The sequence below is a fragment of the Pedobacter psychrophilus genome (genome assembly GCF_001652725.1).
GTDB lineage: Bacteria > Bacteroidota > Bacteroidia > Sphingobacteriales > Sphingobacteriaceae > Pseudopedobacter > Pseudopedobacter psychrophilus.
In genome coordinates, this window is record NZ_LWHJ01000030.1 from 187,647 (window position 1) to 212,245 (window position 24,599).

Annotated in this window: 18 protein-coding genes, 1 tRNA gene and 1 pseudogene; 12 read left to right on the forward strand and 8 right to left on the reverse strand. The window is 32.6% G+C overall.

Annotated elements, in window-relative coordinates; translation table 11 throughout:
- Window positions 1–112 precede the first annotated feature (112 nt).
- From A5893_RS14550 to A5893_RS14575, 6 genes are all read left to right on the forward strand, one after another.
- Window positions 113–2,026 (forward strand): AAA family ATPase, encoded by a 1,914-nt coding sequence (locus A5893_RS14550; protein WP_068823314.1) that lies wholly within the window; start codon window positions 113–115, stop codon window positions 2,024–2,026.
- 94 nt (window positions 2,027–2,120) lie between these two features.
- Window positions 2,121–2,594: a VOC family protein gene (locus A5893_RS14555; protein WP_198342336.1), complete on the forward strand. Its 474-nt coding sequence runs from the start codon at window positions 2,121–2,123 to the stop codon at window positions 2,592–2,594.
- 51 nt (window positions 2,595–2,645) lie between these two features.
- Window positions 2,646–3,470, forward strand: a complete 825-nt coding sequence (locus tag A5893_RS14560) for a helix-turn-helix domain-containing protein (protein WP_232456870.1) — start codon at window positions 2,646–2,648, stop codon at window positions 3,468–3,470.
- A 90-nt stretch (window positions 3,471–3,560) separates the two neighbouring features.
- A complete protein-coding gene (locus A5893_RS14565) occupies window positions 3,561–4,517 on the forward strand; it encodes an NAD-dependent epimerase/dehydratase family protein (protein ID WP_068823316.1) in 957 nt (318 codons plus the stop codon).
- Between the two features lie 76 nt (window positions 4,518–4,593).
- Window positions 4,594–4,983 carry an eCIS core domain-containing protein gene (locus A5893_RS14570; protein ID WP_068823317.1) on the forward strand — a complete coding sequence of 130 codons (390 nt, stop codon included), beginning with the start codon at window positions 4,594–4,596 and terminating at the stop codon, window positions 4,981–4,983.
- Between the two features lie 160 nt (window positions 4,984–5,143).
- A complete protein-coding gene (locus A5893_RS14575) occupies window positions 5,144–5,908 on the forward strand; it encodes a CDP-alcohol phosphatidyltransferase family protein (RefSeq protein WP_068823318.1) in 765 nt (254 codons plus the stop codon).
- Window positions 5,909–5,943: 35 nt separating this feature from the next.
- Here A5893_RS14575 and A5893_RS14580 read toward each other — a convergent pair whose 3' ends face one another.
- Window positions 5,944–10,389 (reverse strand): translocation/assembly module TamB domain-containing protein, encoded by a 4,446-nt coding sequence (locus A5893_RS14580; protein ID WP_232456871.1) that lies wholly within the window; start codon window positions 10,387–10,389, stop codon window positions 5,944–5,946.
- A 56-nt stretch (window positions 10,390–10,445) separates the two neighbouring features.
- Here A5893_RS14580 and tsaD point away from each other — a divergent pair.
- The 6 genes and pseudogenes from tsaD (at window position 10,446) to A5893_RS14610 (ending at window position 16,717) form a co-directional block, all read left to right on the forward strand.
- Window positions 10,446–11,446 (forward strand): annotated as a pseudogene (gene tsaD, locus A5893_RS14585) (tRNA (adenosine(37)-N6)-threonylcarbamoyltransferase complex transferase subunit TsaD).
- Between the two features lie 127 nt (window positions 11,447–11,573).
- Window positions 11,574–12,131 (forward strand): aminoacyl-tRNA hydrolase, encoded by a 558-nt coding sequence (gene pth, locus A5893_RS14590; RefSeq protein WP_068823319.1) that lies wholly within the window; start codon window positions 11,574–11,576, stop codon window positions 12,129–12,131.
- Between the two features lie 189 nt (window positions 12,132–12,320).
- Window positions 12,321–12,671, forward strand: coding sequence for a Spx/MgsR family RNA polymerase-binding regulatory protein (locus tag A5893_RS14595; RefSeq protein WP_068823320.1), 351 nt, complete (start codon window positions 12,321–12,323; stop codon window positions 12,669–12,671).
- Window positions 12,672–12,744: 73 nt separating this feature from the next.
- A complete protein-coding gene (locus tag A5893_RS14600) occupies window positions 12,745–13,464 on the forward strand; it encodes a hypothetical protein (RefSeq protein ID WP_068823321.1) in 720 nt (239 codons plus the stop codon).
- A gap of 75 nt (window positions 13,465–13,539) precedes the next feature.
- Entirely contained in the window at window positions 13,540–15,534 is a 1,995-nt protein-coding gene (locus A5893_RS14605; RefSeq protein WP_198342337.1) for a M1 family metallopeptidase, read from the forward strand.
- A 253-nt stretch (window positions 15,535–15,787) separates the two neighbouring features.
- Window positions 15,788–16,717 carry a hydrogen peroxide-inducible genes activator gene (locus A5893_RS14610; RefSeq protein ID WP_068823322.1) on the forward strand — a complete coding sequence of 310 codons (930 nt, stop codon included), beginning with the start codon at window positions 15,788–15,790 and terminating at the stop codon, window positions 16,715–16,717.
- Between the two features lie 244 nt (window positions 16,718–16,961).
- Here the strand turns inward: A5893_RS14610 and A5893_RS14615 are convergent, their stop codons facing one another.
- The 7 genes from A5893_RS14615 to metG form a co-directional block, all read right to left on the reverse strand.
- The gene (locus A5893_RS14615; protein ID WP_068823323.1) at window positions 16,962–19,475 is read right to left on the reverse strand and encodes a ligase-associated DNA damage response DEXH box helicase; all 2,514 of its coding nucleotides are present in this window, start codon (window positions 19,473–19,475) and stop codon (window positions 16,962–16,964) included.
- 186 nt (window positions 19,476–19,661) lie between these two features.
- On the reverse strand, window positions 19,662–20,018 hold the full coding sequence (locus tag A5893_RS14620) for a helix-turn-helix domain-containing protein (protein WP_068823324.1): 357 nt from the start codon (window positions 20,016–20,018) through the stop codon (window positions 19,662–19,664).
- A gap of 5 nt (window positions 20,019–20,023) precedes the next feature.
- On the reverse strand, window positions 20,024–20,317 hold the full coding sequence (locus tag A5893_RS14625) for a type II toxin-antitoxin system HigB family toxin (RefSeq protein ID WP_068823325.1): 294 nt from the start codon (window positions 20,315–20,317) through the stop codon (window positions 20,024–20,026).
- A gap of 59 nt (window positions 20,318–20,376) precedes the next feature.
- Complete coding sequence (locus tag A5893_RS14630) at window positions 20,377–21,720, reverse strand: DNA recombination protein RmuC (protein WP_068823326.1); 1,344 nt, start codon at window positions 21,718–21,720, stop codon at window positions 20,377–20,379.
- Between the two features lie 264 nt (window positions 21,721–21,984).
- Window positions 21,985–22,056: transfer RNA gene (locus tag A5893_RS14635), tRNA-Arg, on the reverse strand.
- Between the two features lie 61 nt (window positions 22,057–22,117).
- Window positions 22,118–22,306 (reverse strand): GIY-YIG nuclease family protein, encoded by a 189-nt coding sequence (locus tag A5893_RS14640; protein ID WP_068823327.1) that lies wholly within the window; start codon window positions 22,304–22,306, stop codon window positions 22,118–22,120.
- Between the two features lie 143 nt (window positions 22,307–22,449).
- Window positions 22,450–24,513, reverse strand: a complete 2,064-nt coding sequence (metG, locus tag A5893_RS14645) for a methionine--tRNA ligase (protein ID WP_068823448.1) — start codon at window positions 24,511–24,513, stop codon at window positions 22,450–22,452.
- Window positions 24,514–24,599: the final 86 nt, after the last annotated feature.

A 24,599-nucleotide genomic window follows, 5' to 3' on the forward strand; every position in this document is an offset into this window, starting at 1 on the left:
AATTGAGCGGCTTTTTTTGTTTGAGAAGTTTTTTGTAATTTATTATTATATTCAAAGATTAAAAATATCGAGAATTTTTTAAACTAACAATTAAAAATCATTTCTTATTACTATGAGATTAAGTAGCGTTGAAATAAATAATTTTAAAAGTATTAGAGAAATTATAATTCCTTTCGACGCTTATGGTCAAGGAATCAATAGGAGTAACACAAATTTTTTGGTAGGTCTAAATGAAAGCGGGAAAAGCGCTATTATTCATGCTATAAGTTTAATTGATAGCGGATTAGAAGATTTAGATTATGATGTTTATTGTTCGCTTGAAGCACAAGATGAAGATGAATATATAGACATCTACGGACATTTTAAACTAGATGAACAACAATCATGGAAAAAATTAATTACAAAAAAATTTAGTCTAGATACTGATACTTGGGAAAAAATTGAAATTATAAGTTTTACGAAAAATGTCTATAAGAATAAAGATAGAGGTTATCAATTTAGTTACTCAATCAAAATCAATGCTCAAGAATTGTCTTTATATAATTATGTAATAACAAAGAGTAACCCTGCAACAGCGGATGGAACAACTAAAGTCACTGAAACAATTGGAGTACTAAGTAAGGTGAATGATATTAAAGAAATTATTACTAGAGATAACGCTTCAAGTTTTTTAAAGACAAATCAAAGATTATTATTACCATCAGAATTGGAGTCATGGATATTATTACAAGTGAAAGAAAATTTTATAAGCCAGCTTCCGAAAATTCAAAGTTGGAAAGCTAGTTCTGATTTTCTTATAAATGAACAGATTAATTTAAGTGAGTTTAAAGAAAATCCTTCAATATCGATTCCGCTTAAAAATATTTTTAACGTTTTTGGAAAAAAAACTGATTCTGATATAAAAGCAACTATAGAAAATGCTTTAAAAAATCAAGCTCGTAGAGATGAATTAGAAGAACGATTATCTGATTCAACAACAAAATTTATTAATAAAATTTGGAAAGAACATAAAATAAAAATTAGGATATCAATAAATTCAGAAACTTGCCAAGTTTTAGTAGAAGATAAAGACAAAAAATTTAACTACTACAACATGACCCAGCGTAGTGATGGCTTTAAGCAATTCATATCACTTATTCTTTCAATATCTGCTCAGAACGATTCAAATAATTTGCAAAATACTATCCTTTTAATAGATGAACCTGAAATACACTTACATCCTAGTGGAATAAAATACATGAGAGATGAAATTTTAAAAATCGGCAAAAATAACACAGTTTTAGTATCTACACACAGTCAATTTATGATTGATACTCTATCGCCTGAAAGAAATTTTATTGTAACGAAAAACAAATCTAATACAGAAATTAATCAAGTGAGTAAAACAGCTAATATCATCGATGATAACGTTTTAACTGCAGCTTTTGGTTTAAATATTTTTAAAGAATTGATTCCTAATAACATAATTGTGGTTGAAGGAGGAGATGATAAGACTATAATCTCACATGCGTTTCATCAATTGTATACCGGATTTTTTTTCGCAATCAAAAGTGCAGGAGGGGCAAGTAAGATGCCTGGATTTGCTAGACTTCTCCAAAATGAAAATATTTCTTCATTTTTTATTTTTGATGCGGATAAAGAAGGAAGAGATAATAAAGGCAATATTTTAGATTCACAAAAGGACTTTTATAGTTCAAAAAATGTATTCACTTTAAAAGACATCCTTAATTCTTTACCGAATGATTCTACTATTGAAGATTTATATCCATCTCAGTTTGTAAAAAGTTATTTTGAAGCTGAAATGAATCAAACTTTCATTATTGATGAAAATAATGCTGTCATTATACAATTGAAGCAGCAATGTGAAGCGTTAAAAAACAAGCAAAAGTTAGAATCTTTTAAAATAAAATTATCTAATAAGTTTTGTGAAGATTTTAACTCATCTAAGTCTATTCAAAAGTTAGAGCGTCTTAATAATTTAATGAAGTCTTTAAAAAATAAAATTGAGGAATATAAAATTTTATAAAAACGTATTGCCATTTCTCTACAATTTAGCAAACCGTTGATTATTAAATCAAAAAAATCCAAAACCAACAAAAAACCACATAAATTTGAAGCAAATGAAAAGAGCCATATTGATAACCTTAACACTAGCAACCACTTTTTTTCTTGGTTTCGCTTTCAAATCAATTACAACAACTAAAAACAGCAATAAAATGAAAAAAGTAACAGGAATTGGGGGCGTTTTTTTTAAATGCAAAGACCCAAAAAAAATGACTGAATGGTATCATAAACATCTTGGTTTAGAAACTAATCCTTACGGTGCAACTTTTGAATGGTATGAGGGCGCTGACAGCACAAAAAAAGCCCAAACACAATGGACACCATTTGCTGAAGACACAAAATATTTTGAGCCATCCACTAAAGATTTTATGATAAACTATCGGGTTGAAAACCTGGAAGAACTTGTTAAAGAATTACAAAAAGAGGGTGTAACAATTGTCGATAAAATGGAAACTTACGACTATGGTAAATTTATTCATATTTTAGATGAAGAAGGAAATAAGGTTCAATTGTGGGAAGCAATCGACTAGAAATTAACAGATTGAAATAGTTGTTTAGTTGACTAAAAGAAATCAATAGCGATGATGCAAAATAACAACCTTGATTATATTAATTATCGAATAGCCATTCCCGAAGAATATAAAAAAGTATTTACCCACTTTTATTTTGCAAAAAACACCAGCAGTGAAATCATCACTAAAAAGTTGATTCCATCTTATCAAACTATTTTAATCTTCAGCTTTGGAGAAAATCCATATTTTCAATCGAAACAAAACCCGTATTTAGAAGTAAATAAATACTTAATGTTGGGTCCAATAAAGCATATCATTGAATATTCTTTGCCGCCCAATGCAGAGATGCTATTGGTAAATTTTAAGGATGATGCCTTTTTTCGTTTCTTCGGAAATGCTACCATTGCAGAGCAAGTTCCCATGGTGCCTGATGAATTATTAAAGGAAGATTCCTTTATGATTTTATGGAATGAGCTGAATAAAATCAATGATATACAAGAAAGGGTAAATCAGATTTTAAAGTTTAGTACACCTTATTTCGAAAACCAAAGTAAAATTGCCGAGCAAATCGTAAATTTTAGCAATCAAGCCTTAAATCCTATAAAATCTATTGCCAGTCAAAATAATCAAACCGAACGTAATACACAGCTAAACCATCAAAAGCATTTTGGTTATTCTGCTAAAGAATATAATCGTTACCTCAGGTTTATAAAAGCAATAGCGCTCATAGATAACGTTGCTTATACAAATGCTAAAATAGATTGGTTTGTAATTATTGCCGAATGCGGATATTACGACCAAAGCCAACTCATCAATGATTTTAAACACTTTATAGATCTTAGCCCAACTAAATACCATAAGTTTCAACAAGATATTTGCAATCCTAAATCCTGATTTCGTTTTCTTACAATTTCAGTTCACATTGGTACCATACCTTTGAATCATCAATCAATCTTAATTATTTAACAATTAAAATATAGAATCATGAAACAAACAATTTTAGGTGCAGGTGGAGCAATTGGTGTTGAACTTGCAAAAGCATTAGCTGAATATACAACAGACATTAAATTGGTGAGTAGAAATCCCAAAAAGGTAAATGAAACAGATACTTTATTTCCTGCCGACCTTACCAAAAAAGAGGAAGTGTTTGAAGCCGTAAAGGGTTCCGCTATCACTTATGTAGCCATAGGATTTCCTTACAAAACAAGTACATGGAAAGAACAATGGACACCATTTATTCAAAACGTAGTGGATGCCTGTCTAAAATATAATTCTAAGTTGGTTTTTTTCGACAATGTTTATGCAATTGGTGGTAACAACGTAAATCATATTACAGAAAGCTCTCCAATTAGTCCAACAAGTAAAAAAGGTAAAATTAGGGCTGCGGTAGACCAGATTATTTTGGAAAATATGGAGAAAAATAATTTGCAGGCAATTATTGCCAGGTCACCAGATTTTTTTGGAGGTACTGCCACACAATCAAGTATGATTATGAACCTTGCTTATGACAATCTTGTAAAAGACAAAAAAGCACAATGGTTTTGTAATGCTAAATTATGTCACAGTATGGGTTATGTTCCTGATCTTGCAAAAGGAACAGCAATGCTAGGAAATAAAGCAGATGCCTACAATCAAATCTGGAATTTACCAACAGACCCACAGCGAATAACAGGTGAAGAATGGATTAACCTTTTTGTAAAAGAATTAGGTAAAGAAAATAAATTTACGGTATTGCCTAATTGGTTAGTAAAAGGAATTGGAATGTTTGTTCCTATCATGAAAGAATTGGCGGAGATGAATTATCAATATGATAGAGATTATTTCTTTGATAGTGCTAAGTTTAACAAATACTTCAATTACACTCCCACAACTCATGCTGTTGCCGTAAAACAAGCTGTTAAACAAATAAATGATCATCAGGATAAAACAACCATTAGCTAGCAATAGAGTCAAAAAATTGCGGGAGTTCTGAAAGTATAACCGCAAATTTTTAAACTTTCTTAAACATTATTAATAAATGAATAAAAAACAAAAAAATACAATCCCATCATCTCCAATTCAAAAACAAGAAAATACTACAGGATTGCCGGATCAATTAAAAGAAGGAGTCGAAAATCTTTCTGGTTATTCTTTGGATGATGTAAAAGTGCATTATAATGCTAATCAACCAGCTCAATTGCAGGCTTATGTGTATGCCCAAGGAAGTGATATCAATTTGGAGGCTAACCAGGAAAAACATTTACCTCATGAAGCGTGGCATGTTGTTCAGCAAAAGCAGGGAAGGGTAAAATCTACAATGCAAATGAGAGGAGAATTAATTGTAAATGATGATGAAGGTTTAGAAAAAGAAGCGGATGTAATGGGAAATAAGGCATTAAGATTTCGGCAAAAAGGAAGAAATATTTAATCAGAAATATTTAAAAATAGCTTTTGAAATAAGGTCAAATGATCATTCTTTTTAAACTACTTTAAAGCCGAAATATCCAAAAATCAATTCCATCAGATTTAATTCTATCTTTGCGCCCTTTCATTGGTATATTCCAAAATAATTATTTCTATGATATTGAATGTCAAAGCTTCCAAAAGAGCATAAATTTATTGATTTTTCAGATTACGGTAGGCCCATTGCAAGGCTAATTGCCAACTCCCTAAAGAACACAAATTTTACTGCCATCCATGTTACCATCGGTTTTATTATATCGGGTTTAATTGCCATATTTTGTATCATTACCGGTTATTATTGGTTAGCTGCATTCTTTCTAATCTTTAAATCTATTTTAGATGCTGCAGATGGCGAATTGGCTCGTTTAAAACAAAAACCTTCATATACCGGTCGTTACCTAGATTCTGTTGCCGATATTATTTTAAATGCGATGTTCTTTATTTCCATTTGGTTTATCAGTAACAATACCATTTGGATATGCCTATTGGCATTTTTAGGATTGCAATTACAAGGCACACTTTACAATTATTATTATGTTATTCTAAGAAATAAAGTGGACGGCGACACCACAAGTAGGGTTTTTGAATATAATACTCCAATTGCTTTAAAGGGCGAAGCACAAAAGCATGTAAATGTTCTTTTTGGATTGTATAAATTACTTTATGGCGCTTTTGATAAAACCATTTATACTTTAGATAGCAATGCAGATTTAGGTAAGATATTACCCAATTGGTTAATGACAGGTATTTCTACTTTTGGTTTAGGTTTCCAATTATTGATTATCGCATTGATGCTTGTGCTGGGTTTAAAAGCATTTATTTTACCTTTCTTTTTAACTTACACCTTAATGGTTTTTGTTTTTATTGGGATAAGAAAGCTTTTTTATTAGCGTTTATCGGCAAATCAAATATTAACAATAAATATTTACTGATCTTCCTCTTTCTTAGGATTAATGATAGGAGATTTCATGGTTTTGGTTCTCTCTTCCGTATCATCTTGTTTAGCAGATTCGTCTCTTTTTCTTCCAAACGTTTTGCTGATAAACTCTTTAAAAGTATCGTACTCTTGCACATAAACTAAACCTGTTCCTGCTATATTAATATCGCCGTTAAGGTTAAAAAAATCTCTATTAGATGGACGTTGGAAAACTTTAGCTACAAAACTTCCATCTTTTCTAATATCATAGGTTGCCTGGGCATCTATGGTTACATCTTTTAAGGAAGTGCTAAAAAGATTATTATTAAAATAGCTGTCGTCAGTTGTATTGCTGATGAAACTTCCAGAAAACTTTACCCTATTATTAAATATGCTGTATCCAAAACCCAGTTCACTTAAAGAGCGAAGGTTAAAATCTAGATTTTTTAGCCCTAAAGACTGAGAAACAATACTGTTTAACTTGCTAAGACCTAGCTCTAAACCAGAACCAATTAATGTTTGATTATCAATACCGATACCTGCGCTAGAATTACCATTAAAACTATTACGCACTACTAAATTTATTACTTGTTGGGCTTCATTGTCTTTATCATCTAAATATCCCTGTAACTCAGTTTTATAGCCAGAGTTGTTAGGGAATTCTAAACCAAAAGTAATGGTAGGGTTTAAGAGCGAACCTTTCAAGATCATTTCTGCCTCTGCTAAAACCCTTGTATTTCTACTTTCATCAGGTAATGTTCTTCCTGCTGCAGCGTAAAGTGGAGCAATTGCAGCCCTGGTAGAGTAGACAGCATTTAAATTAATTTCCGCATCAGAAGGATTGCCTGTCCATCTTATCGTTCCTCCTTTACTAATGTCAAAGGTTTTATTGATGATATTATTTGCGGTAAAATCAAACTGACCCTGGTTAATGATGTAATCGCCCTTCATCTCAAAATCGCCAAGACTGGTAATTTTTAAATTTAATTGCGCATTACCAACTCCAGAAAGATTTCCAACTTCTGTTAAAATATTTGCTTTAGACCCTTCATCAACGGTTAAATCAAACTCCATGGTTAAGCCTTTAAAATAGTTCTCTTGAACTTTATTGTTAAGTGAAGAATCTTTAGCTACGTAAATCACAAAATCATTAGAGCTAACTGTAGATGCACCATTTAATGGGATTGTAAACTCTGTTCCTTCTTCAGTTTTGGCTTTGATATTAATCCTCATGGCATCAGTAGGGCCCATAAAACTAAATTTACCAGTACCATAAGCTATACCGTAATAAATAGGATTTTCTTTAGCCGAAGTATTAAGCGCCATAAAATTATTAGCTTCTATGTCAATACGGATATCCGGATTACTAGGATTTGTCATATCAACTGTGCCATTTGCAGTCGCTTTATTTCCTCTAATATCTACCAAATCAAGGTTTTCAACTTTAATGATGCTATTATCTACAGTAACTTTATCATTAATGGTATAAGCGGTGTTTAAATAATTTACGGTTAAACCGGAGTTGATAAGGGTTAAACTTCCATTAATTTGAGGATTACTAAATTTGCCCGTAACCTTTAAATCTGAAGAAACCTGACCTTTTAATCGAGACACCAAATTTTTTACGAAAGGCTCTACTATAACTAATTCGGTTTTGTCTAAAATTAAATCGAGGTTTAAATTATTTGTTTCACTTTTAATATCAACATCTCCTTTAATATCCATGGTTTTACTAGCATCTTTAAATATGGTAGCGTCAACATCAATTTTATTGTTTTTGTTATCGTAAACAGTAGCTAATTTTAAATCTCCAATAGCCGTATTGTTATATTTTAAAGAATCTACAGTAATATCAGATTTAATATTTGGAGTGCCTAAAATAGCAGATAGATGCGCATCGCCATTCATAATCCCACTTAAATTAACACCAAACCCTTTTGTTAGCTGACTTAAAGAAGCCATTTTTAAATCTTTGATAACTACTTCCAGGTCATCATCTGGGTTTTTAGAAATTGCCCCGTTAACAGCAAGTAATTGTTTATCGCTGCTGAGTTCAAAATTGTCAATGATAGTCCTGTTGTCCTCAAATTTTATCCTCACTTTATCCTGTATTTTCCAAACCTGATTATCGATAATTACATCAGAAGGGAGCAAACTTAATTTAGCCAAAGTGTCTGTTCCAAACTCTACCAATCCGTATAAATCGAGTTGGTTAACCGCATCTTTATCAGCTAATTTTAAGTTGAAACTTAAACTGTCGTCTCTTAAAGTATTTTGGATAATTACGTTTTGCACATATATGCCACCTTTAGAAACCTCAATTTTATCCATAGAAATAATGGCTTCTAAAGATTTGCTATTGGTGTTTTGATCTAAGATGATGTTATTAAAGGTAGTGCCATTATAAGTTAACGTTTTTATAAAACCGTTTAAGCTAACAGAATCTTTGGCAGAATTAAAACGGCCATTAAAAGCACCTCTTTCGGGGATTTTTAACTCAGGAATAAATAAGCTAGAGATATAATCAAAGTTTTTCAAATCAACCTTAAACTCAAAATTCTGATTATTTGCGGCTACAATTTTTCCTCGGTAAGAAGGGATATATTTTTTTAGGATTTTTTTAAACGATGATGGTAAAGTGCTTAAATCATACTCGCCTTTTATACTTGCATCACCAACATCAGAAGTTAAGGCCAAAACCCTGTCTGTTCCAATTCCTTTTGCCATTAAATAAACAGAATCTATCACAACAGATTTTTCTGTATTGGTAAACCTAATATCATTTATAGTAAAATCACCTTGAATATTTTCCAGGCTATTTCCACTAAAATCTGTGTTTATTTTTGCCTCTACCTGTATGGTATCTTTGGTGAAGTTTAGGATATGGAGATTTGCTTTTTGGATATCAGCCTTAAAATTAAACTCTGGTAATTTGGGGTTTAAATTTGCTTTTCCGTCAAAATTAAGTTTAATGTTTTTATCATTAACAGATAGTTTCCCATTAAAAACTTGGTTGTTAATATCACCATCAATTTTAATAGTATGGTATCTATAATTATTATAGTCAAAATAGGTAACATCAGCTTTAAGCTTTTCATAAAGATTGTCCACATTAAAGCCTCTGCCATTTACGTTTGCAACAAACGATGTTCTGTTTATGCTGGGCACATCAATTAAATCTCCAAGGTTAAAATCTATAGCCTGTACCTTTCCTGTGTAAGAGGGTATATTTCGGTTATTGATTTTCATGTTAACATCAGATTTTACCCTGCCTAATTTGGTTTTAAAATCGCCATAGGCTACAAAATCATTTACAAAACCAGTAAAGGAACCCACAAAATTGATGTTACCAAACTTTTTAATTACAGTTGGAACTTGGGTAGATTTTTTGCCTGTTGCTTTTTCAATAATATAATCGATATCTGCTTTATTGGTATAAACCTGCTTAAAATCTAAATCTAAAAAAGTGTTTTTTATATCAGGCAAACCCTTAGCCTGAAAATTTCCTTTTACATAAGAAGTCTTACCTAATTTAATAATTAAATCTTTAGCTCTTAAATCATTTACTTTTCCTTTTATATTTCCGGTAACATCTAAAACCAGTTTAGAATTAGAAAGTTGAGGAACAAAAAAAGCAATATCTTTAGCGTAAATTTTAGAATTTTTAAAATGCCCTTCTAAAGTTACTTTATTTTCTACATCGTCAAAATCAGCGAAATCCTTAAATTTCATACTGAAATAGTTGGTTAGCAAAGTATTAGGAGTCTTTAAATACAGGTTTTCGAGCACTATTTTGTTAGAATCAATAGTGGCGGAAGCAGTTAAATCGTTTAAAATAAAACCACTTTTTTCTTTAAATTTTAAGTGATTAATTTGCGCCTTTAAGATGTAATTTTTGGTATCTAAATTATTAATTGCTGTACTTAAGCCTTTTATATAAACATCATCATAATTTATAGAGCCATTATATAGGGTGTCTGGTGTTCTATAATTTTTATATTTAAAATCAAGATTGTTGATTTTAATATTATTAATTAAAATATCGAAAGGTTTTTTAGCAGTTGTATCTACATTCCCGGTATTAAAATAATTAATGATAAATGAAAGATTGGTGGTGCTGTCTTTATAGGCTTTAAGATAAAATTTGCTGTTATCTAAATTGATTTGATCTAAAGTAATTTTCCTTTCAGAAAAAGGAGAAAAATAAGAAATATCAATATTTAATTTTCCAGCACTTAAAAGAGTGTCCTTATCTAAATCCTGAATATAAACGCCTTCTAAAATTACAGAACTAAAAGGTTTAAGGTAAAGTTTATCAATATCTACCGTAGTTTTCCATTCGTTAGATAAATATTTTGTTGCTTTTTTTGCTGCCCAAGTTTGTACGCTTTCAAATTGAAAGGAAAAGATAATCCCAGCTATCAGTAAAATGAAAGCTAGCAATACATAAAGCATTATTTTGAATACTTTTTTAATAGTTTTGTGTTTTAAAAAATAATAAACTCATACTTGTGTCAATTGTTCTCGGAATAGAATCATCTTGTGATGAAACCTCAGCATCTATCTGCATAGACGGAAAAATAGTCTCAAATATTATTGCCAACCAAACAATTCACGAACAATATGGAGGAGTTGTCCCAGAATTAGCTTCCAGGGTTCATCAACAAAACATTGTACCGGCCGTTCACGAAGCAATTCTAGCTGCGAAAATAAACAAAAAACACATAGATGCAGTAGCTTTTACACGTGGCCCAGGATTATTAGGATCGTTGTTAGTTGGCACTTGCTTTTCTAAAGCATTTGCATTAGCAAATAGCATTCCTTTAATTGAAGTAAATCATATGCAGGCGCATATATTAGCCCATTTTATAGATGAGCCTAAACCAAAATTTCCTTTTTTATGCCTAACCGTTTCAGGAGGTCATACACAAATTGTTTTGGTAAAAGATTATTTTGATATGGAAATTGTTGGCGAAACATTAGACGATGCCGCTGGCGAAGCTTTTGATAAAACAGCAAAGATTTTGAATTTACCATATCCTGGTGGCCCTTTAATTGATAAATATGCAAAGTTGGGAGATCCAAATAGATTCAAATTCCCTGAACCTAAAATTGAAGGTTTAAACTTTAGTTTTAGTGGTTTAAAAACTGCAATTCTTTATTTTGTGAGAGATCATGTAAAAGAAAATCCAAACTTTTTACAAGAGAATTTAAATGATGTTTGCGCATCCGTTCAAAGTAGAATTGTTTCTATTTTATTAAATAAATTTAAGAGAGCAGCAGAGCAATATCAAATAAAGGATTTAGCAATTGCTGGCGGAGTTTCAGCAAATTCTGGTTTAAGGGAAGGATTAACAAATTTAGGAAAACAATTAAATTGCAATGTTTTTATCCGCAATTTCAATATTGTACGGATAATGCCGCGATGATTGCCATTGCGGGCTATTATAAATTTTTAGCGAAGGATTTTGTAGGGCAGGATGTTGCTCCATTGGCGAGGATGCCTTTTTAGTTTAACCACTCCGTCATGTCGACGATAGGAGACATATCACGAATAGGTTTTCAGTTAGAATGGCAACCTTGCTAATGAGATGTCTCGATGCCTTGACATGACGGACGGAAATTGAATTTAATTTAACATGAAATATCTTATCGTAGGATTAGGGAATATAGGTCAGGAATATGCGGATAATCGCCATAATATTGGTTTTATGGTTTTAGACCAATTGGCTAAAGAGGCAGGTGCAACTTTTAGCACCATGAAATTGGCGGCTTACACAGAAATTAACTATAAAGGAAGAACGTTATGCCTGATAAAGCCAACAACTTATATGAATTTAAGTGGAAAAGCAGTAAGGCATTGGATGCAGGAATTGAAAATCCCTATAGAAAATGTGTTGATTATTGTGGATGATTTAGCCATTCCTTTTGGAAAGATAAAATTGAAACCAAAAGGAAGCCCGGCAGGTCATAACGGTTTAAAAAGTATCGAGGGCATTTTGGGTTCTAATGAATATCCCAGGATAAAATTTGGCATCAGCGATAATTATCCTAAAGGCCGACAAGTAGATTATGTTTTAAGTGGTTTTGATAAAGATGAAATACTTGCTTTGCCTGCTTTGATTGATAAATCTATCAATATGATAAAATCGTTTTGTACTATAGGAACGGAGTTGACGATGACTAATTTTAATTAATAATTTTGTCTGAATCCCGATTTGCAGGATTAAAGATAAGGAGGATACTTTTAAACTTAATATTATACGAGATGCAGAAATCCTATTAATCCTAAAATCGAGAAAATCAAGATTCTGACAATTAGAACTATAGGAATCTTAAATAAAGAAAATCAAGATTCTGACGATAAAAAATTTAACAAATCAATAATGAAAACAAAAATTTACGGTATTCCTAATTGTGGTTCGGTAAAAAAAGCCCGTACTTTTTTTGAAGATAATCATATCGATTATGATTTTCACGATTATAAGAAACTCGGCGTAAGCCAAGAAAGTTTAGAAAAATGGTGCAATGAATTTGGATGGGAAAACGTTTTAAATAGAAAAGGATTAACATGGCGAGGACTTGATGAAACCGTTAAAATTGAAATAAAAGATGCGATTTCTGCCATAAAATTAATGAAAGATAATACTAGTGCCATCAAAAGACCCGTTTTAGAAAGCGATAAAGGCAACTCAGTTGGGTTTGATGAAAAGCAATATGAAAAACTTTATCTTTAATAGGATTGTATAATTAGCGTTAAAAAATGTTAAGCGTTTGTTATTTAAAAGATAATAACAGACTTTTGTAAAGATGAAAAACCTCATTATCATTTTGTTAAGTTTATTACCATTTATGTTAAAAGCACAAATGAGAATAGAAGGTACGGCCTATGATGCCGATAGCCGTAACAAACTGAAATTGGTTTTTGTGAACAATCTTACACAAAGAGAAGTTGACCACACCGGGCAAAAAGGAGATTTTGTTTTAAAGGCAGATTTGGGCGATTTAATTGTTTTTTCTTGCCCAGGCTACCAAAACGATACTTTGGTTTTAGAAAATATGAGACCAAAATTAGTTTTAATGAGACCAAGTTTAATTGTTTTGGATGAAGTAATTGTGAGCGCAAAAAGTAGAGTACCAGAAAATGTACGTTCAGCTTATTCATCTGCATATTCATTAGCAAATACTACAGTTTTAACCCAGGATGGTAAATTAAGCTTAGGAAATGCTTTTGGTAAACAATCTCAACAGAAAAGAGCATTCCAAAAATTTATGGATAAAGAGTTAAATGAGAAAACTATAGATCAAAAATTTAACCCTGACCTGGTAAGCGACCTAACAAAAATAAAAGGACAATTGCTGGAAGATTTTATGTCTTATTATCGCCCAACTTACTCACAAGTGGCAGATATGAGTGAGGTAGAATTAAGAACCTATATTGTAAAATCTTATAATGAATACATAAGGCTGCCGGCCGAGAATAGGATTTATCCAAATCTTCCTAGAACCACTTTTAGTGGTAGTTTTTAATTGCGTAACATTTCTATCATAATAAACCTTAATCATATCGATTATTTATATTGCTTTTTTATTCAAATCCATTCCATGTTAAAATTAAGATTAATAGGTGCTTTTAGCATCGCAATTTGTTTTTTGGGCTTTCAATCAATAGCACAAACACAAACGCCAGCAGCTTCAACAAATAATTATGATTATTTAGAGGCTTTCAAACCATTCTTTTATTCAGAAAACGGGAATACTTACCGTTCTGCAGGCGGACAACCAGGTCACCAATATTGGCAAAACAGACCTGACTATCAGTTAACAGCGTCTTTAGATAATGATGCAAATAAGATTACAGGTTCAGAAATTTTGACTTACACTAATAACAGTCCTGATGATTTAGGTTTTATCTGGATGAATATAGATCAGAATTTATTTAAGCAATCTTCTCGAGGAACAGCCATAGTTCCACCCACAGGAAGCCGTAATGGTAGCCGTGGTCAAGTTTTTGAAGGCGGTCATCAATTAGGTTTAGTGCGTTTGATGAGTTTAAACGGCAAAAACCAAGAAGTTGATTTAAAATATATGTTTGAGGATACACGTCTTCAAATCTTTTTGCCAGAAAATCTAAAAGCAAACGGCGGAGTTTTAAAACTAAAAATTAATTTTTCATACATCTCTCCAGAGTATGGATCTGACAGAATGGGTGTTTTAGAAACCAAAAACGGAAAAATATTTACTCAAGCCCAATGGTATCCACGTATGTGCGTTTATGACGATGTAACTGGATGGAATACAATTCCATATACTGGTCCAAGTGAGTTTTATTTAGATTATGGCGATTTTGATATCAAGATTACTGCACCGGCTAATCATATTGTAGTTTGCTCTGGTGAATTGCAAAACGCAAAAGAAGTTTATACAGCAGAACAAGTAAAAAGGTGGGATGCATCAGCAAAAAGTGATGCAACCGTAATGATTCGTAGCGCTAACGAAGTTACTGATAAAGCTTCTCGCCCTTCGGATAAAAATGAACTGACTTGGCATTTTAAGTTGCAAAATGCTAGAGATGTTGCATGGGCTTCGTCTCCAGCGTTTATTATTGATGCTGCCAAAATGAACTTACCAAGCGGTAAAAAATCATTGGCTATTTCTGCATACCCTGTAGAAAGTGCCGGAATTGATGCATGGAGCAGATCAACTGAATATGTTAAGAAATCCATCGAATCTAACTCTAATAAATGGTATGAATATACTTATGGTGCAGCTACAAATGTTGCCGGTAATGAAGGTGGTATGGAATATCCAGGAATTGTTTTTTGTGGATGGAAATCTAAAAAAGCAAGCCTTTGGGGAGTAACAGATCATGAGTTTGGACACAACTGGTTCCCAATGATCGTTGGCTCTAATGAGCGTTTGTATGCATGGATGGACGAAGGATTCAATACTTTTATTAATACCTTAACCACTAAAAGTTTCAATAGCGGAGAGTACGCTCCAAAAGCAGCTGTAGATATGCACAAAACAGCTACTTATTTAATGAACCCTATGTTTGAACCTATTATGGTAAGCCCAGATAATATGAAAGAATCTCATATTGGCGTACTCTGTTATTTTAAACCAGGAACAGGTTTAACAATATTAAGAGAACAAATTTTAGGTCCAGAGCGTTTTGATAGGGCTTTTAAAACTTACATTGACAGATGGGCATTTAAACACCCAACTCCAAATGATTTTTTTAGAACGATTGAAAACGTAGCAGGTGAAAATTTAAATTGGTTTTGGAGAGGCTGGTTCGCTAACAACTGGAAAGCAGATATTTCTGTAAATGATGTAAAATACATTAAGGATGATGCTAAGAATGGAGTCTTTATTACAATTGGCTGTAATGAAAAAATGCCATTGCCTATAAGCTTAGAAATTAAATTGGCAAGCGGTAAAACAGAAATGATCAAATTGCCAGTAGAAATTTGGGAACGTAACAAAACTTGGACTTTCCAATATCCATCAACAGAAAAAATTGCTTCTGTTACTTTTGATCCTGAACACGCATTGCCAGATACAAATTCTGCAAATGATGTTTGGACAAGCAACTAAATAATATTTCTATAAAGTTTTGAAAAGGCAAACTATTTTAGTTTGCCTTTTTTGTTTAATATACTTTTTGAAATAAATTTATTTGGGCGTTTCCCATCCGCTAGCTAGCGGATGGGTCGGGCTATCCATTACAATCTTTTTGCGAAAAACAAAAAGGATTTTCACTACTATCCCTAACGCAAAAAGACTTATTTGAATTCATCTAAAAATCTATTAAAAAAATCATTAATAGAATTTTTCTATATTTATCATCATGACAATAGTTCAATTAGAATATGCAGTTGCGGTTGATACTTATCGGAGTTTTGTATTAGCTGCAGAAAAATGTTTTGTTACCCAGCCTACATTGAGTATGCAAATCCAAAAATTAGAAGAACAATTAGAAGTTAAACTTTTTGATCGCTCAAGACAGCCTGTAATCCCTACCGAAATTGGAATTGAAGTGATAGAACAAGCAAGAATTCTTTTGCAAGAAAGTTATAAAATAAAAGAAATTATTGAAGAGAGAAAGGGCGAATTAGCAGGCGAATTGAAAATTGGTGTAATTCCTACAATCGCTCCCTATCTCTTACCTCAAGTTATAGGTGGCTTTATGGAAAAATATCCAAAAGTGAAATTGACTATATCAGAGCTCACCACAGAAACAATTATCCAACAATTAAAAGTAAATCTTTTGGATTGTGGTATTTTGGCAACTCCACTACATGAAAACGGTTTAACAGAACGCCCTGTATTTTATGAAAACTTTGTAAGCTATTTGTCTAAACACAGTCCAATTTTTAAGAAAAAAGCCATTACCACAAATGATTTAGATGTAGATAATCTTTGGCTTTTAAATGAAGGACATTGCATGCGTAATCAGGTTTTAAATATTTGCAAGCATAAAAATTCTAACGGTGCAAAATTAGAGTACAACACAGGAAGTATAGAGACATTAATTAAAATGGTTGATTTGAACGACGGCATTACCATTTTACCTGAACTTTCCCTTCAAGATTTTTCTGTAAAGCAGTTGGATAAAGTCCGTTATTTTAAGAGCCCTGAACCTAGCAGAGAAGTAAGTATCGTTACCAATAATAACTTCATTAAAAAAAGGGTTATTGATGCTTTAGAAGAAGAAATTTTGAATTCTATCCCAAAAAGGATGAAAACAAAAAAGAAGAAAGAGATTATAGAGATTTGATGAAATGTTTTAGAGTGTGTTTTGTGAATTTTTAGACGGAGAATAATATCGCCCCTCTGAGGCTTTTTAAATATTGAGGTTTAGTTTACCATAATTTCGCCCCACTGGGGCTAAAAATTCTTAATTTATTGAATTTTATAAATACAAAGTCCCAGAGAGACGACATTATGGTAGAAAAAATTGAATTTTTTTTTAGAATGCCGTAGGTATGACATTATTTAACACGATTAATAAATAGTTATATTCAATAATCACTTTCCATTTTACCAATCATTTTTGCAACACGTTCTTCTACAGTTTCGGTACTTAATTTTTCCCTGCTCAACCTATCTACCATTACGGGGAAAGCAAAAGGAGAAGGTCCATTTGTGTTTTTAATGATATGCTTTTGCGATTGAATCCTTTGTAAAGCCTCACGCATCCTAAATTCTTCTAATTGAAAAGCCAAAGCTTCATTATAGGCTTGTCTTACCAATAAATTATCATTTTCATACTCGTTAAATACGTCAAATAATAAAGAAGAATTAGATTGTAAATGCTTGTTAGACATATTTTTACCAGGAAAACCAGTGAAAATTAATCCTGCAATGTGTGCAATATCTCTAAATTTTCTTCTCGCCATTTCATTGGCATTTAAACTATGCTGAATGTCGTCTAGTAGGTTTTTATCGCTAAATAAACCATTTAAAATGGACTGTTCTAAAGGCATTGCTTCATCTGTAAGCAGCTCAAAACCATAATCGTTCATGGCAATAGAAAAAGAAGCACTTTTCAATTTAGTCATCCGGTAGGCAAAGAGAGAAGCTAAACCTTCATGCACCAACCTGCCTTCAAAAGGATAGAAAAAATAATGAAAACCACTTCTGCTTTCAACAATCTCTATTAAAAATTCGTCTTTAAAGGGTAAGTGAGATTGTGCAATTTGTCTATCAAATAATGGGCGTAAAGCTTTTACTTCTTCATCTTCTTCTACTCCTAAGGCTACTTCATCTAATTTTTGCCTAAAAACGGCAGAAAGTTGCGAGGATAATGGCATTCTGCTTCCTGCCCAACTCGCAATCAAACCTTTGTTTTTCTTACTGACTTTTACATAAGCAGTCATATCTTTAAATCGGATAAATTCTAAACTTCTACCGGCAAACCAAAAGGTATCACCTGTTTTTAATTTAGAAATAAATCCTTCTTCAACAGAACCTAAACTTCCGCCAGATTGAAATTTAACCCTCACATTTACATCGCCAGTAATGGTTCCCATGCTTAAGCGATGTCTCATGGCAACTCTTTTATCGTTCACTTTAAAAACTCCTTCTTCTATTTCTACTTTTAAAAATTCATCATAAGCACTTAAAGATTTCCCTCCACGGGTGATGAATTGTAAAATATCATGGAACTCATTTCGGGTTAAATCGGCGTAAGCAAAAGTATTGATGATTTGTTGATAGGTTTCTTCCGCTTTAAAACCATCTGAAACAGCAAGTGTAACCAAATACTGTATCAGTACATCATAAGCTAATAAAACAGGATCTCGGCTTTCAAATATTTCATGTTCAATTCCGTATTTTAAAGCAGCACCTTCCAGTAGTTCTAAAGAATGTGTAGGGACAAAATAAGCTTTAGAAATAGCTCCAGGATGATGCCCGCTTCTGCCAGCCCTTTGCATAAAACGGGCAACGCCTTTCGGGCTGCCAATTTGTATCACGGTATCAACAGGTCGAAAATCTACACCTAAATCTAAACTAGAAGTACAAACAACCAATTTTAAAATTGCTGCATGAAGCGCCTCCTCTACCCAAGCTCTTAATTCATTATCTAAAGAACCGTGATGCATGGCCATGACCCCAGCATATTCTGGATAGTTATCTAAAATAGCATGATACCAAATTTCAGATTGTGCCCTTGTATTGGTAAAAATTAATGTGGTCTTACTGTTAGCCACAATCTCCATTACTTCAGGCAAAAGTTTAAGACCAATGTGCCCGCTCCAGCTATATTTTTCTACGTTTTCTGGTATGATAGATTTGATTTCTAGCTTTTTTGCGATGTTTGCCCGTACCATTTTTTTTCTATCCAAAGAAAAATTTGGACCTAATAGCACATCACCCGCTTCTTCTAAATTACCAATAGTTGCACTGATACCCCAGATTTTTAAGTTTAAAGCAGAAGACTGAAGGCTGAGAGTTTGTTTTTCGCTTTTTTCTTTTTGCTTTAAGCTTTTTAACCTTGATAAGCCTAACTCTACCTGAACGCCCCTTTTTGTGCCTAACAATTCATGCCATTCATCAATCACTACTGCCCGTAAATTTTTGAATGTTTTAGGATACTCCTTTTGAGCTAACATTAAATGTAAACTTTCTGGTGTTGTCAGTAAAACTTCTGGTGGTTTTCTTTTTATGGCTTGTTTATCCGCAGAAGAAGTATCACCAGTTCTTGTTCCAATTTTCCATGGGATACCTAAATCATCAACCACAGACTGCATGGCTTTTTGAATATCATTGGTTAATGCTCTTAATGGCGTAATCCATAAAAGCATTAACCCACTATTTAATTTTTGCTGATAAGTTTCAGGATTTTCATTGATATATTCTATAATAAAAGGCAAAAACATAGCAAAGGTTTTTCCGCTGCCAGTTGGGGCGTTAAGCAATCCCGAAAAACCTTTCAAATAGCTATCCATCATCTCTTTTTGAAATGGAAATTGCTCCCATTTTTTTAAAAGATACCATTCTTGGATGAGCCGCTCTCCTTTAGAAATTGCCATGAATTAAAAATACTATTTAAGCTAATTTGTTTGCAAAGGGAAAGCCAAAGTTTTGAAAAAGGATTTTTTGTAAAGTGATAGCTGCGTTAACGATAGAAACGGCATCCTTTTTTTGCACTAGCCGGTAAGCAAGTAGCAAAAAAGATATAGTGGTCCGCCAGCTGGCGGATAAACGCCCTTAATAAATTAATACGCTTGCACTAAAACTTCAGTAGGTATTTGTAATTGATCATGCAACTTTCTAATCATATTTAAAGAAAGCTTTCTTTTTTTATTTAAAATTTCACTAACCCTACTTTTTAGCCCAATAACTTTCACTAAATCGTTTGGAGTATAGCCCATTTGTTCCATTCTAAATTTTAAGGCTTCAATTGGGTCTGGCAAATCTATTGGGAAATTCACATCCTCATAATTTTCAATTAAGATGCTTAAAATCTCCAACTCATCACCTTCGGGAGTATTTAAATCTGCATCAAATATGATTTCTAACCTTTCTAAAGCAGCTTTATAATCGGATTCTGATTTTATGGGTTTAATGGTCATAATTTTTAAATTTTATTAGCGTCAACTTTATCATATTCAGCATGTGTCCCTACAAATCGAATCCAAATCATAGCATACTTATAGCTTACTTTCACTATGATTCTATATTTATTTCCCTTTATGTTAAACACTACACGATTATCTTGTAAAATGCTAGCATTAGGATAAACTATTTTAATATCAATTGGAGACTTAAATAGACTGTCGCTGATTTCTTTATACCAAGATTTTAATTGCTGCTCGCTATCAGAATGTCTTTCCCAAAATTCTCGTAAAATGCCCTTAGAAATTATCCTCATTTTAATACTGGACAAATATAATAAAAAAGTTCCCGTAACGGGAATTGCGTTTCTGATTTCTATTCTTCTAACAACCTACTATCAATTTCCTTAGTAGCTTTCGCACCTAATTTCTTTAAATTCTCTACACGGTTAATCAAATTTCCATTGCCCAAAGTGAGTTTGCCCATCGCTTCGCCATAAACTTTTTGAGATTTATCTAAATGATCACCAACTTTTTGTAAATCAGTTACAAAGCCAACAAATTTATCATAAAGCTGACCTGCTTTGGTAGCAATATCTATGGCGTTTTTGGTTTGCTGTTCTTGTTTCCAGATGGAAGCAACGGTTTTTAAAGTTGCTAAAAGGGTAGAAGGTGTTACAATAACCACTTTTTTATTCCAGGCAAAATCAAACAAATCCTGATCATATTGTACCGCAATGGCAAAAGAAGATTCTATTGGGATAAATAAAAGCACAAATTCTGGTGAATTTATTTGATATAAATCCTGATAGTTTTTAATGCTTAAACCCATAATATGAGATTTAATAGAAGCAATATGCTGCTTGGTAAATGTTAATCTGTCTTCCTCATTTTCTGCAGAAACCAACTTTTCATAAGCAATCAGTGATACTTTAGAATCTATAACGATATGTTTTTGCTCGGGTAAAAAAACCACCATATCTGGCAATAATCTATTCCCATCGGCAGCTACATAATTGCTTTGCTTGGTATAATTCACGCCTTCTAACAAGCCAGAACCTTCCATTAGTTTATCCAAAACCATTTCGCCCCAGTTCCCCTGTTTTTTATTGTCACCTTTTAAGGCTCTTGTTAAATTATGCGCTTCGTCGCTAATTTGTTTGTTCAGTTCCATTAGTTTGGATAGTTCACCTTTTAAAATGTTCCGCTCATCAGATTCTGATTTGTAAACTTTCTCAACCTTATCTTCAAAAGCTTTAATGTTTTCTTTCAATGGATTTAGTAAAATATCGAGGTTGGTTCGGTTGGTTTCTGTAAACTCTGCAGTTTTTTGTTTAAGGATTTGAGCGGCAATCAGTTCAAAATCTTTGGAGAATTTTACCTGTGTTTCGGTAATAAACTTTTCTTGTTGATGCAAACGTTGCTGTTCAGCTTTGCAAGCTTCTTCAATTTTTGAAACTTGTTGTTTTTCTTGGGTGAGCTGGGAAATTAGTTCATTTTTCTCTTCTTCTAAACGATAAATCCTATGTAAAAAGCGATTTTCATTTTCCTGTTTCTCTTCTTTTGCGCTTAAAACCTTTTGCTCTTCTACAGCTAATTCTGTTTTGAGTTGGTTATATTCCTCAATAGCAATTCCTCCTATAATTTTTGGTTTTTTTACAAATAAAATTATTGCAATAACTAAAATAATGACAGCTATAATGATTGGGAGAAATTCCATTGATGTTTGGTTTAAAATCAAAAATAGGAAAATTGAGGTAAGTAATTTTGATGATTTTTGTCTGAATCACGATTTTTAGGATTCAAAGATTAACAGGATGATTTGCTTACTGAAGAATTGATAAGATAAATCAAGAGTTCAATTTTCAATTAATAATCCACCAATAATCATCCAATAAATCCTAAAATCCCTTTTATCAAGATTCAGACAATTAAGAAGCGTGAAAACATTTATAAAAAAAGCCGCTTTTCAGCAGCTTTTTTGTGGTCCCGACGAGAATCGAACTCATATCTAAAGTTTAGGAAACTTCTATTCTATCCGTTGAACTACGGGACCATTATTTTGGCAAAGATTTCAAAAATTCTTTGCCAATTCCACTTTTATAATATATTTCTTTTTATCTGGCTGCTTGTCTGCCAACTATAGATTCATTATAAATTAATTTCCAGGGTCTATATCCTTTAGTGGATTTCGTTTTACCTGAATTGTGTTCTTTTAATCTTTTATCTAAGTTGGAACTAAAACCAACATAAATTCTATTATCTTTCTCACTAATCAGGGCATAAACATAATAAACTTCTTCCACATTTAAAGTTTAGGAAACTTCCCTGCCTGCCGGTAGGCAAGGTATTCTATCCGTTGAACTACGGGACCAATCTATTTGCGATTAGAGAATTTTAGATTTACGATTAATACACAAATCTAAAATAGTAAATCATTATTCTAAAATCATCTAACCACACTCCCAACTCCAAATTCTTCTTTTGGAGCGACAAAAGTAAGTTTTCCATCCGAATTTTCGGCCATTAAAACCATTCCTTGTGAAATTATACCTTTAATTTCTCTTGGCGCAAGGTTTATCAAAATACTTACCTGCTGTCCAACAATCTTTTCGGGGTCAAAAAACTCTGCGATTCCTGAAACAACCGTTCTTTGGTCTAAGCCGGTATCAATCGTTAATTTCAATAGTTTTTTTGTTTTCGCAACCTTTTCTGCAGTTAAGATTTTTCCTGTTCTAATATCCAAGGCAGAAAAATCATCAAAGCTAATATCTGCTTTTGCAGGGGTTACTTCAGATTTAATTGCAGCTAAAGCTTCCGTTTTTTTATCTTCCAACTTTTTAATTTGTGCTTCCACAACTTCATCTTCTATTTTTTCAAATAATAAGGTCGCAGGGTTTAATTGATGTCCGTCTTTAAAAATAATTTCCTCATCATAACTCAAAACATCCCTCTCTATATTTAACATCCCAAAAAGCTTTTTGGAAGAATAAGGTAAAAAAGCTTGAGACAAAGTTGCTAAATGGGCAATGATGTGCAAACAGTTTTGCAAAACTTCTCTGGCTTCTTCAGGACTTTCCTTAAAAGTTTTCCAAGGCTCATTTTCTGTTAAATACCTGTTTCCTAAACGGGCAATATCCATCACGCTAGCAATAGCGTTTCTAAATTTAAAATCACCTAAATAAATATCAACATCATCATAAGCTTTCCCAATTTCATCAAATAAAGATTGGTTTTTTATTTTTTCTCCACCTAAAACTTTCCCTTCAAAGTATTTGTGCATCAAAATCATTACCCTATTCACAAAATTCCCTAAAATGGCCACCAACTCATTATTCACCCTCGCTTGGTAATCTTTCCAGGTAAACTCGCTATCACTGGTTTCGGGCATAATAGAAGTTAAAACATAACGCAATTCGTCTTGCTTGTTAGGAAATTCTTCTAAATATTCATGCAACCAAACGGCGTGATTTCTTGAGGTAGAAAGTTTATCGCCTTCTAAATTCAAAAACTCATTTGCAGGTACTTGGGTTGGCAAAATATAATCGCCGTGGGCATGTAAAATAGAAGGAAAAGTAATACAATGAAAAACAATATTATCCTTACCTATAAAATGTATCAGACAAGAATTATCGGCTTCATTTGGTTGTTCTTTCCAATATAATTGCCAGTCTTTATTATGATCAATTGCCCATTGTTTGGTAGCAGAAATATAGCCGATTGGTGCATCCATCCACACATAAAGCTTCTTACCTTCCGCTTCTTGCAAAGGCACATCAATTCCCCAATCTAAATCACGCGTCATGGATCGAGGCTGTAAACCTTGCTTTAACCAGGAACTACATTGGCCATAAACATTTGTTTTCCAAATATCTTTTTTGCCTTCTAACAGCCATTTTTCTAGCCAAGGCTGATATTTATCCAATGGCAAATACCAATGTTTGGTAGGTTTTAAAATTGGAGCGTTTCCGCTTAAAGTAGATCGTGGATTGATTAAATCTGTCGGACTAAGCGAAGTGCCACATTTTTCGCATTGATCGCCGTAAGCGTTATCATTACCGCAATTAGGACAAGTCCCAATGATGTATCTATCCGCTAAAAACTGTTGATATTCCTCATCAAAATATTGATCAGAAAATTTTTCTATAAATTCTCCTTTTTCATAAAGATTCAAGAAAAATTCTTGCGAAAGATCATGATGAATGGCAGAAGAAGTACGGTGATAAATATCAAAAGCAATCCCAAAATCCTCAAAACTTTGTTTTATTTGATGATGGTATTGATCAATAATTGCTTGAGGAGTAGTGCCTTCCTTCTTCGCTTTTATAGTAATTGCCGCTCCATGTTCGTCAGAACCACAAACGTAAACCACATCTTTTTTTTGTAAGCGCAAATGCCTCACAAAAATATCCGCAGGCAAATAAGCACCAGCCAAATGCCCAATATGTAAAGGTCCGTTTGCGTAAGGCAAAGCAGAAGTAATGGTATATCTCTTAAAATCTTTTTGAGTCAAAACAGAAATTGTGTTTGTTTTATTAATTTGCAAAGATAATTGATATTGATTAAATAAAATTATTAAAGAAAAAGATAAATAATTTG

Bases quoted from the DNA above. Each gene is read 5' to 3' on its own strand.
- A5893_RS14605 (WP_198342337.1), top strand. From the start codon at position 13,540: ATGTTAAAATTAAGATTAATAGGTGCTTTTAGCATCGCAATTTGTTTT.
- A5893_RS14575 (WP_068823318.1), top strand. From the start codon at position 5,144: ATGTCAAAGCTTCCAAAAGAGCATAAATTTATTGATTTTTCAGATTAC.
- A5893_RS14620 (WP_068823324.1), bottom strand. From the start codon at position 20,018: ATGACCATTAAACCCATAAAATCAGAATCCGATTATAAAGCTGCTTTA.
- A5893_RS14565 (WP_068823316.1), top strand. From the start codon at position 3,561: ATGAAACAAACAATTTTAGGTGCAGGTGGAGCAATTGGTGTTGAACTT.
- A5893_RS14580 (WP_232456871.1), bottom strand. From the start codon at position 10,389: ATGCTTTATGTATTGCTAGCTTTCATTTTACTGATAGCTGGGATTATC.
- A5893_RS14630 (WP_068823326.1), bottom strand. From the start codon at position 21,720: ATGGAATTTCTCCCAATCATTATAGCTGTCATTATTTTAGTTATTGCA.
- A5893_RS14600 (WP_068823321.1), top strand. From the start codon at position 12,745: ATGAAAAACCTCATTATCATTTTGTTAAGTTTATTACCATTTATGTTA.
- A5893_RS14610 (WP_068823322.1), top strand. From the start codon at position 15,788: ATGACAATAGTTCAATTAGAATATGCAGTTGCGGTTGATACTTATCGG.
- A5893_RS14595 (WP_068823320.1), top strand. From the start codon at position 12,321: ATGAAAACAAAAATTTACGGTATTCCTAATTGTGGTTCGGTAAAAAAA.
- A5893_RS14625 (WP_068823325.1), bottom strand. From the start codon at position 20,317: ATGAGGATAATTTCTAAGGGCATTTTACGAGAATTTTGGGAAAGACAT.
- A5893_RS14550 (WP_068823314.1), top strand. From the start codon at position 113: ATGAGATTAAGTAGCGTTGAAATAAATAATTTTAAAAGTATTAGAGAA.
- pth (WP_068823319.1), top strand. From the start codon at position 11,574: ATGAAATATCTTATCGTAGGATTAGGGAATATAGGTCAGGAATATGCG.
- A5893_RS14570 (WP_068823317.1), top strand. From the start codon at position 4,594: ATGAATAAAAAACAAAAAAATACAATCCCATCATCTCCAATTCAAAAA.
- A5893_RS14615 (WP_068823323.1), bottom strand. From the start codon at position 19,475: ATGGCAATTTCTAAAGGAGAGCGGCTCATCCAAGAATGGTATCTTTTA.
- A5893_RS14560 (WP_232456870.1), top strand. From the start codon at position 2,646: ATGATGCAAAATAACAACCTTGATTATATTAATTATCGAATAGCCATT.
- A5893_RS14555 (WP_198342336.1), top strand. From the start codon at position 2,121: ATGAAAAGAGCCATATTGATAACCTTAACACTAGCAACCACTTTTTTT.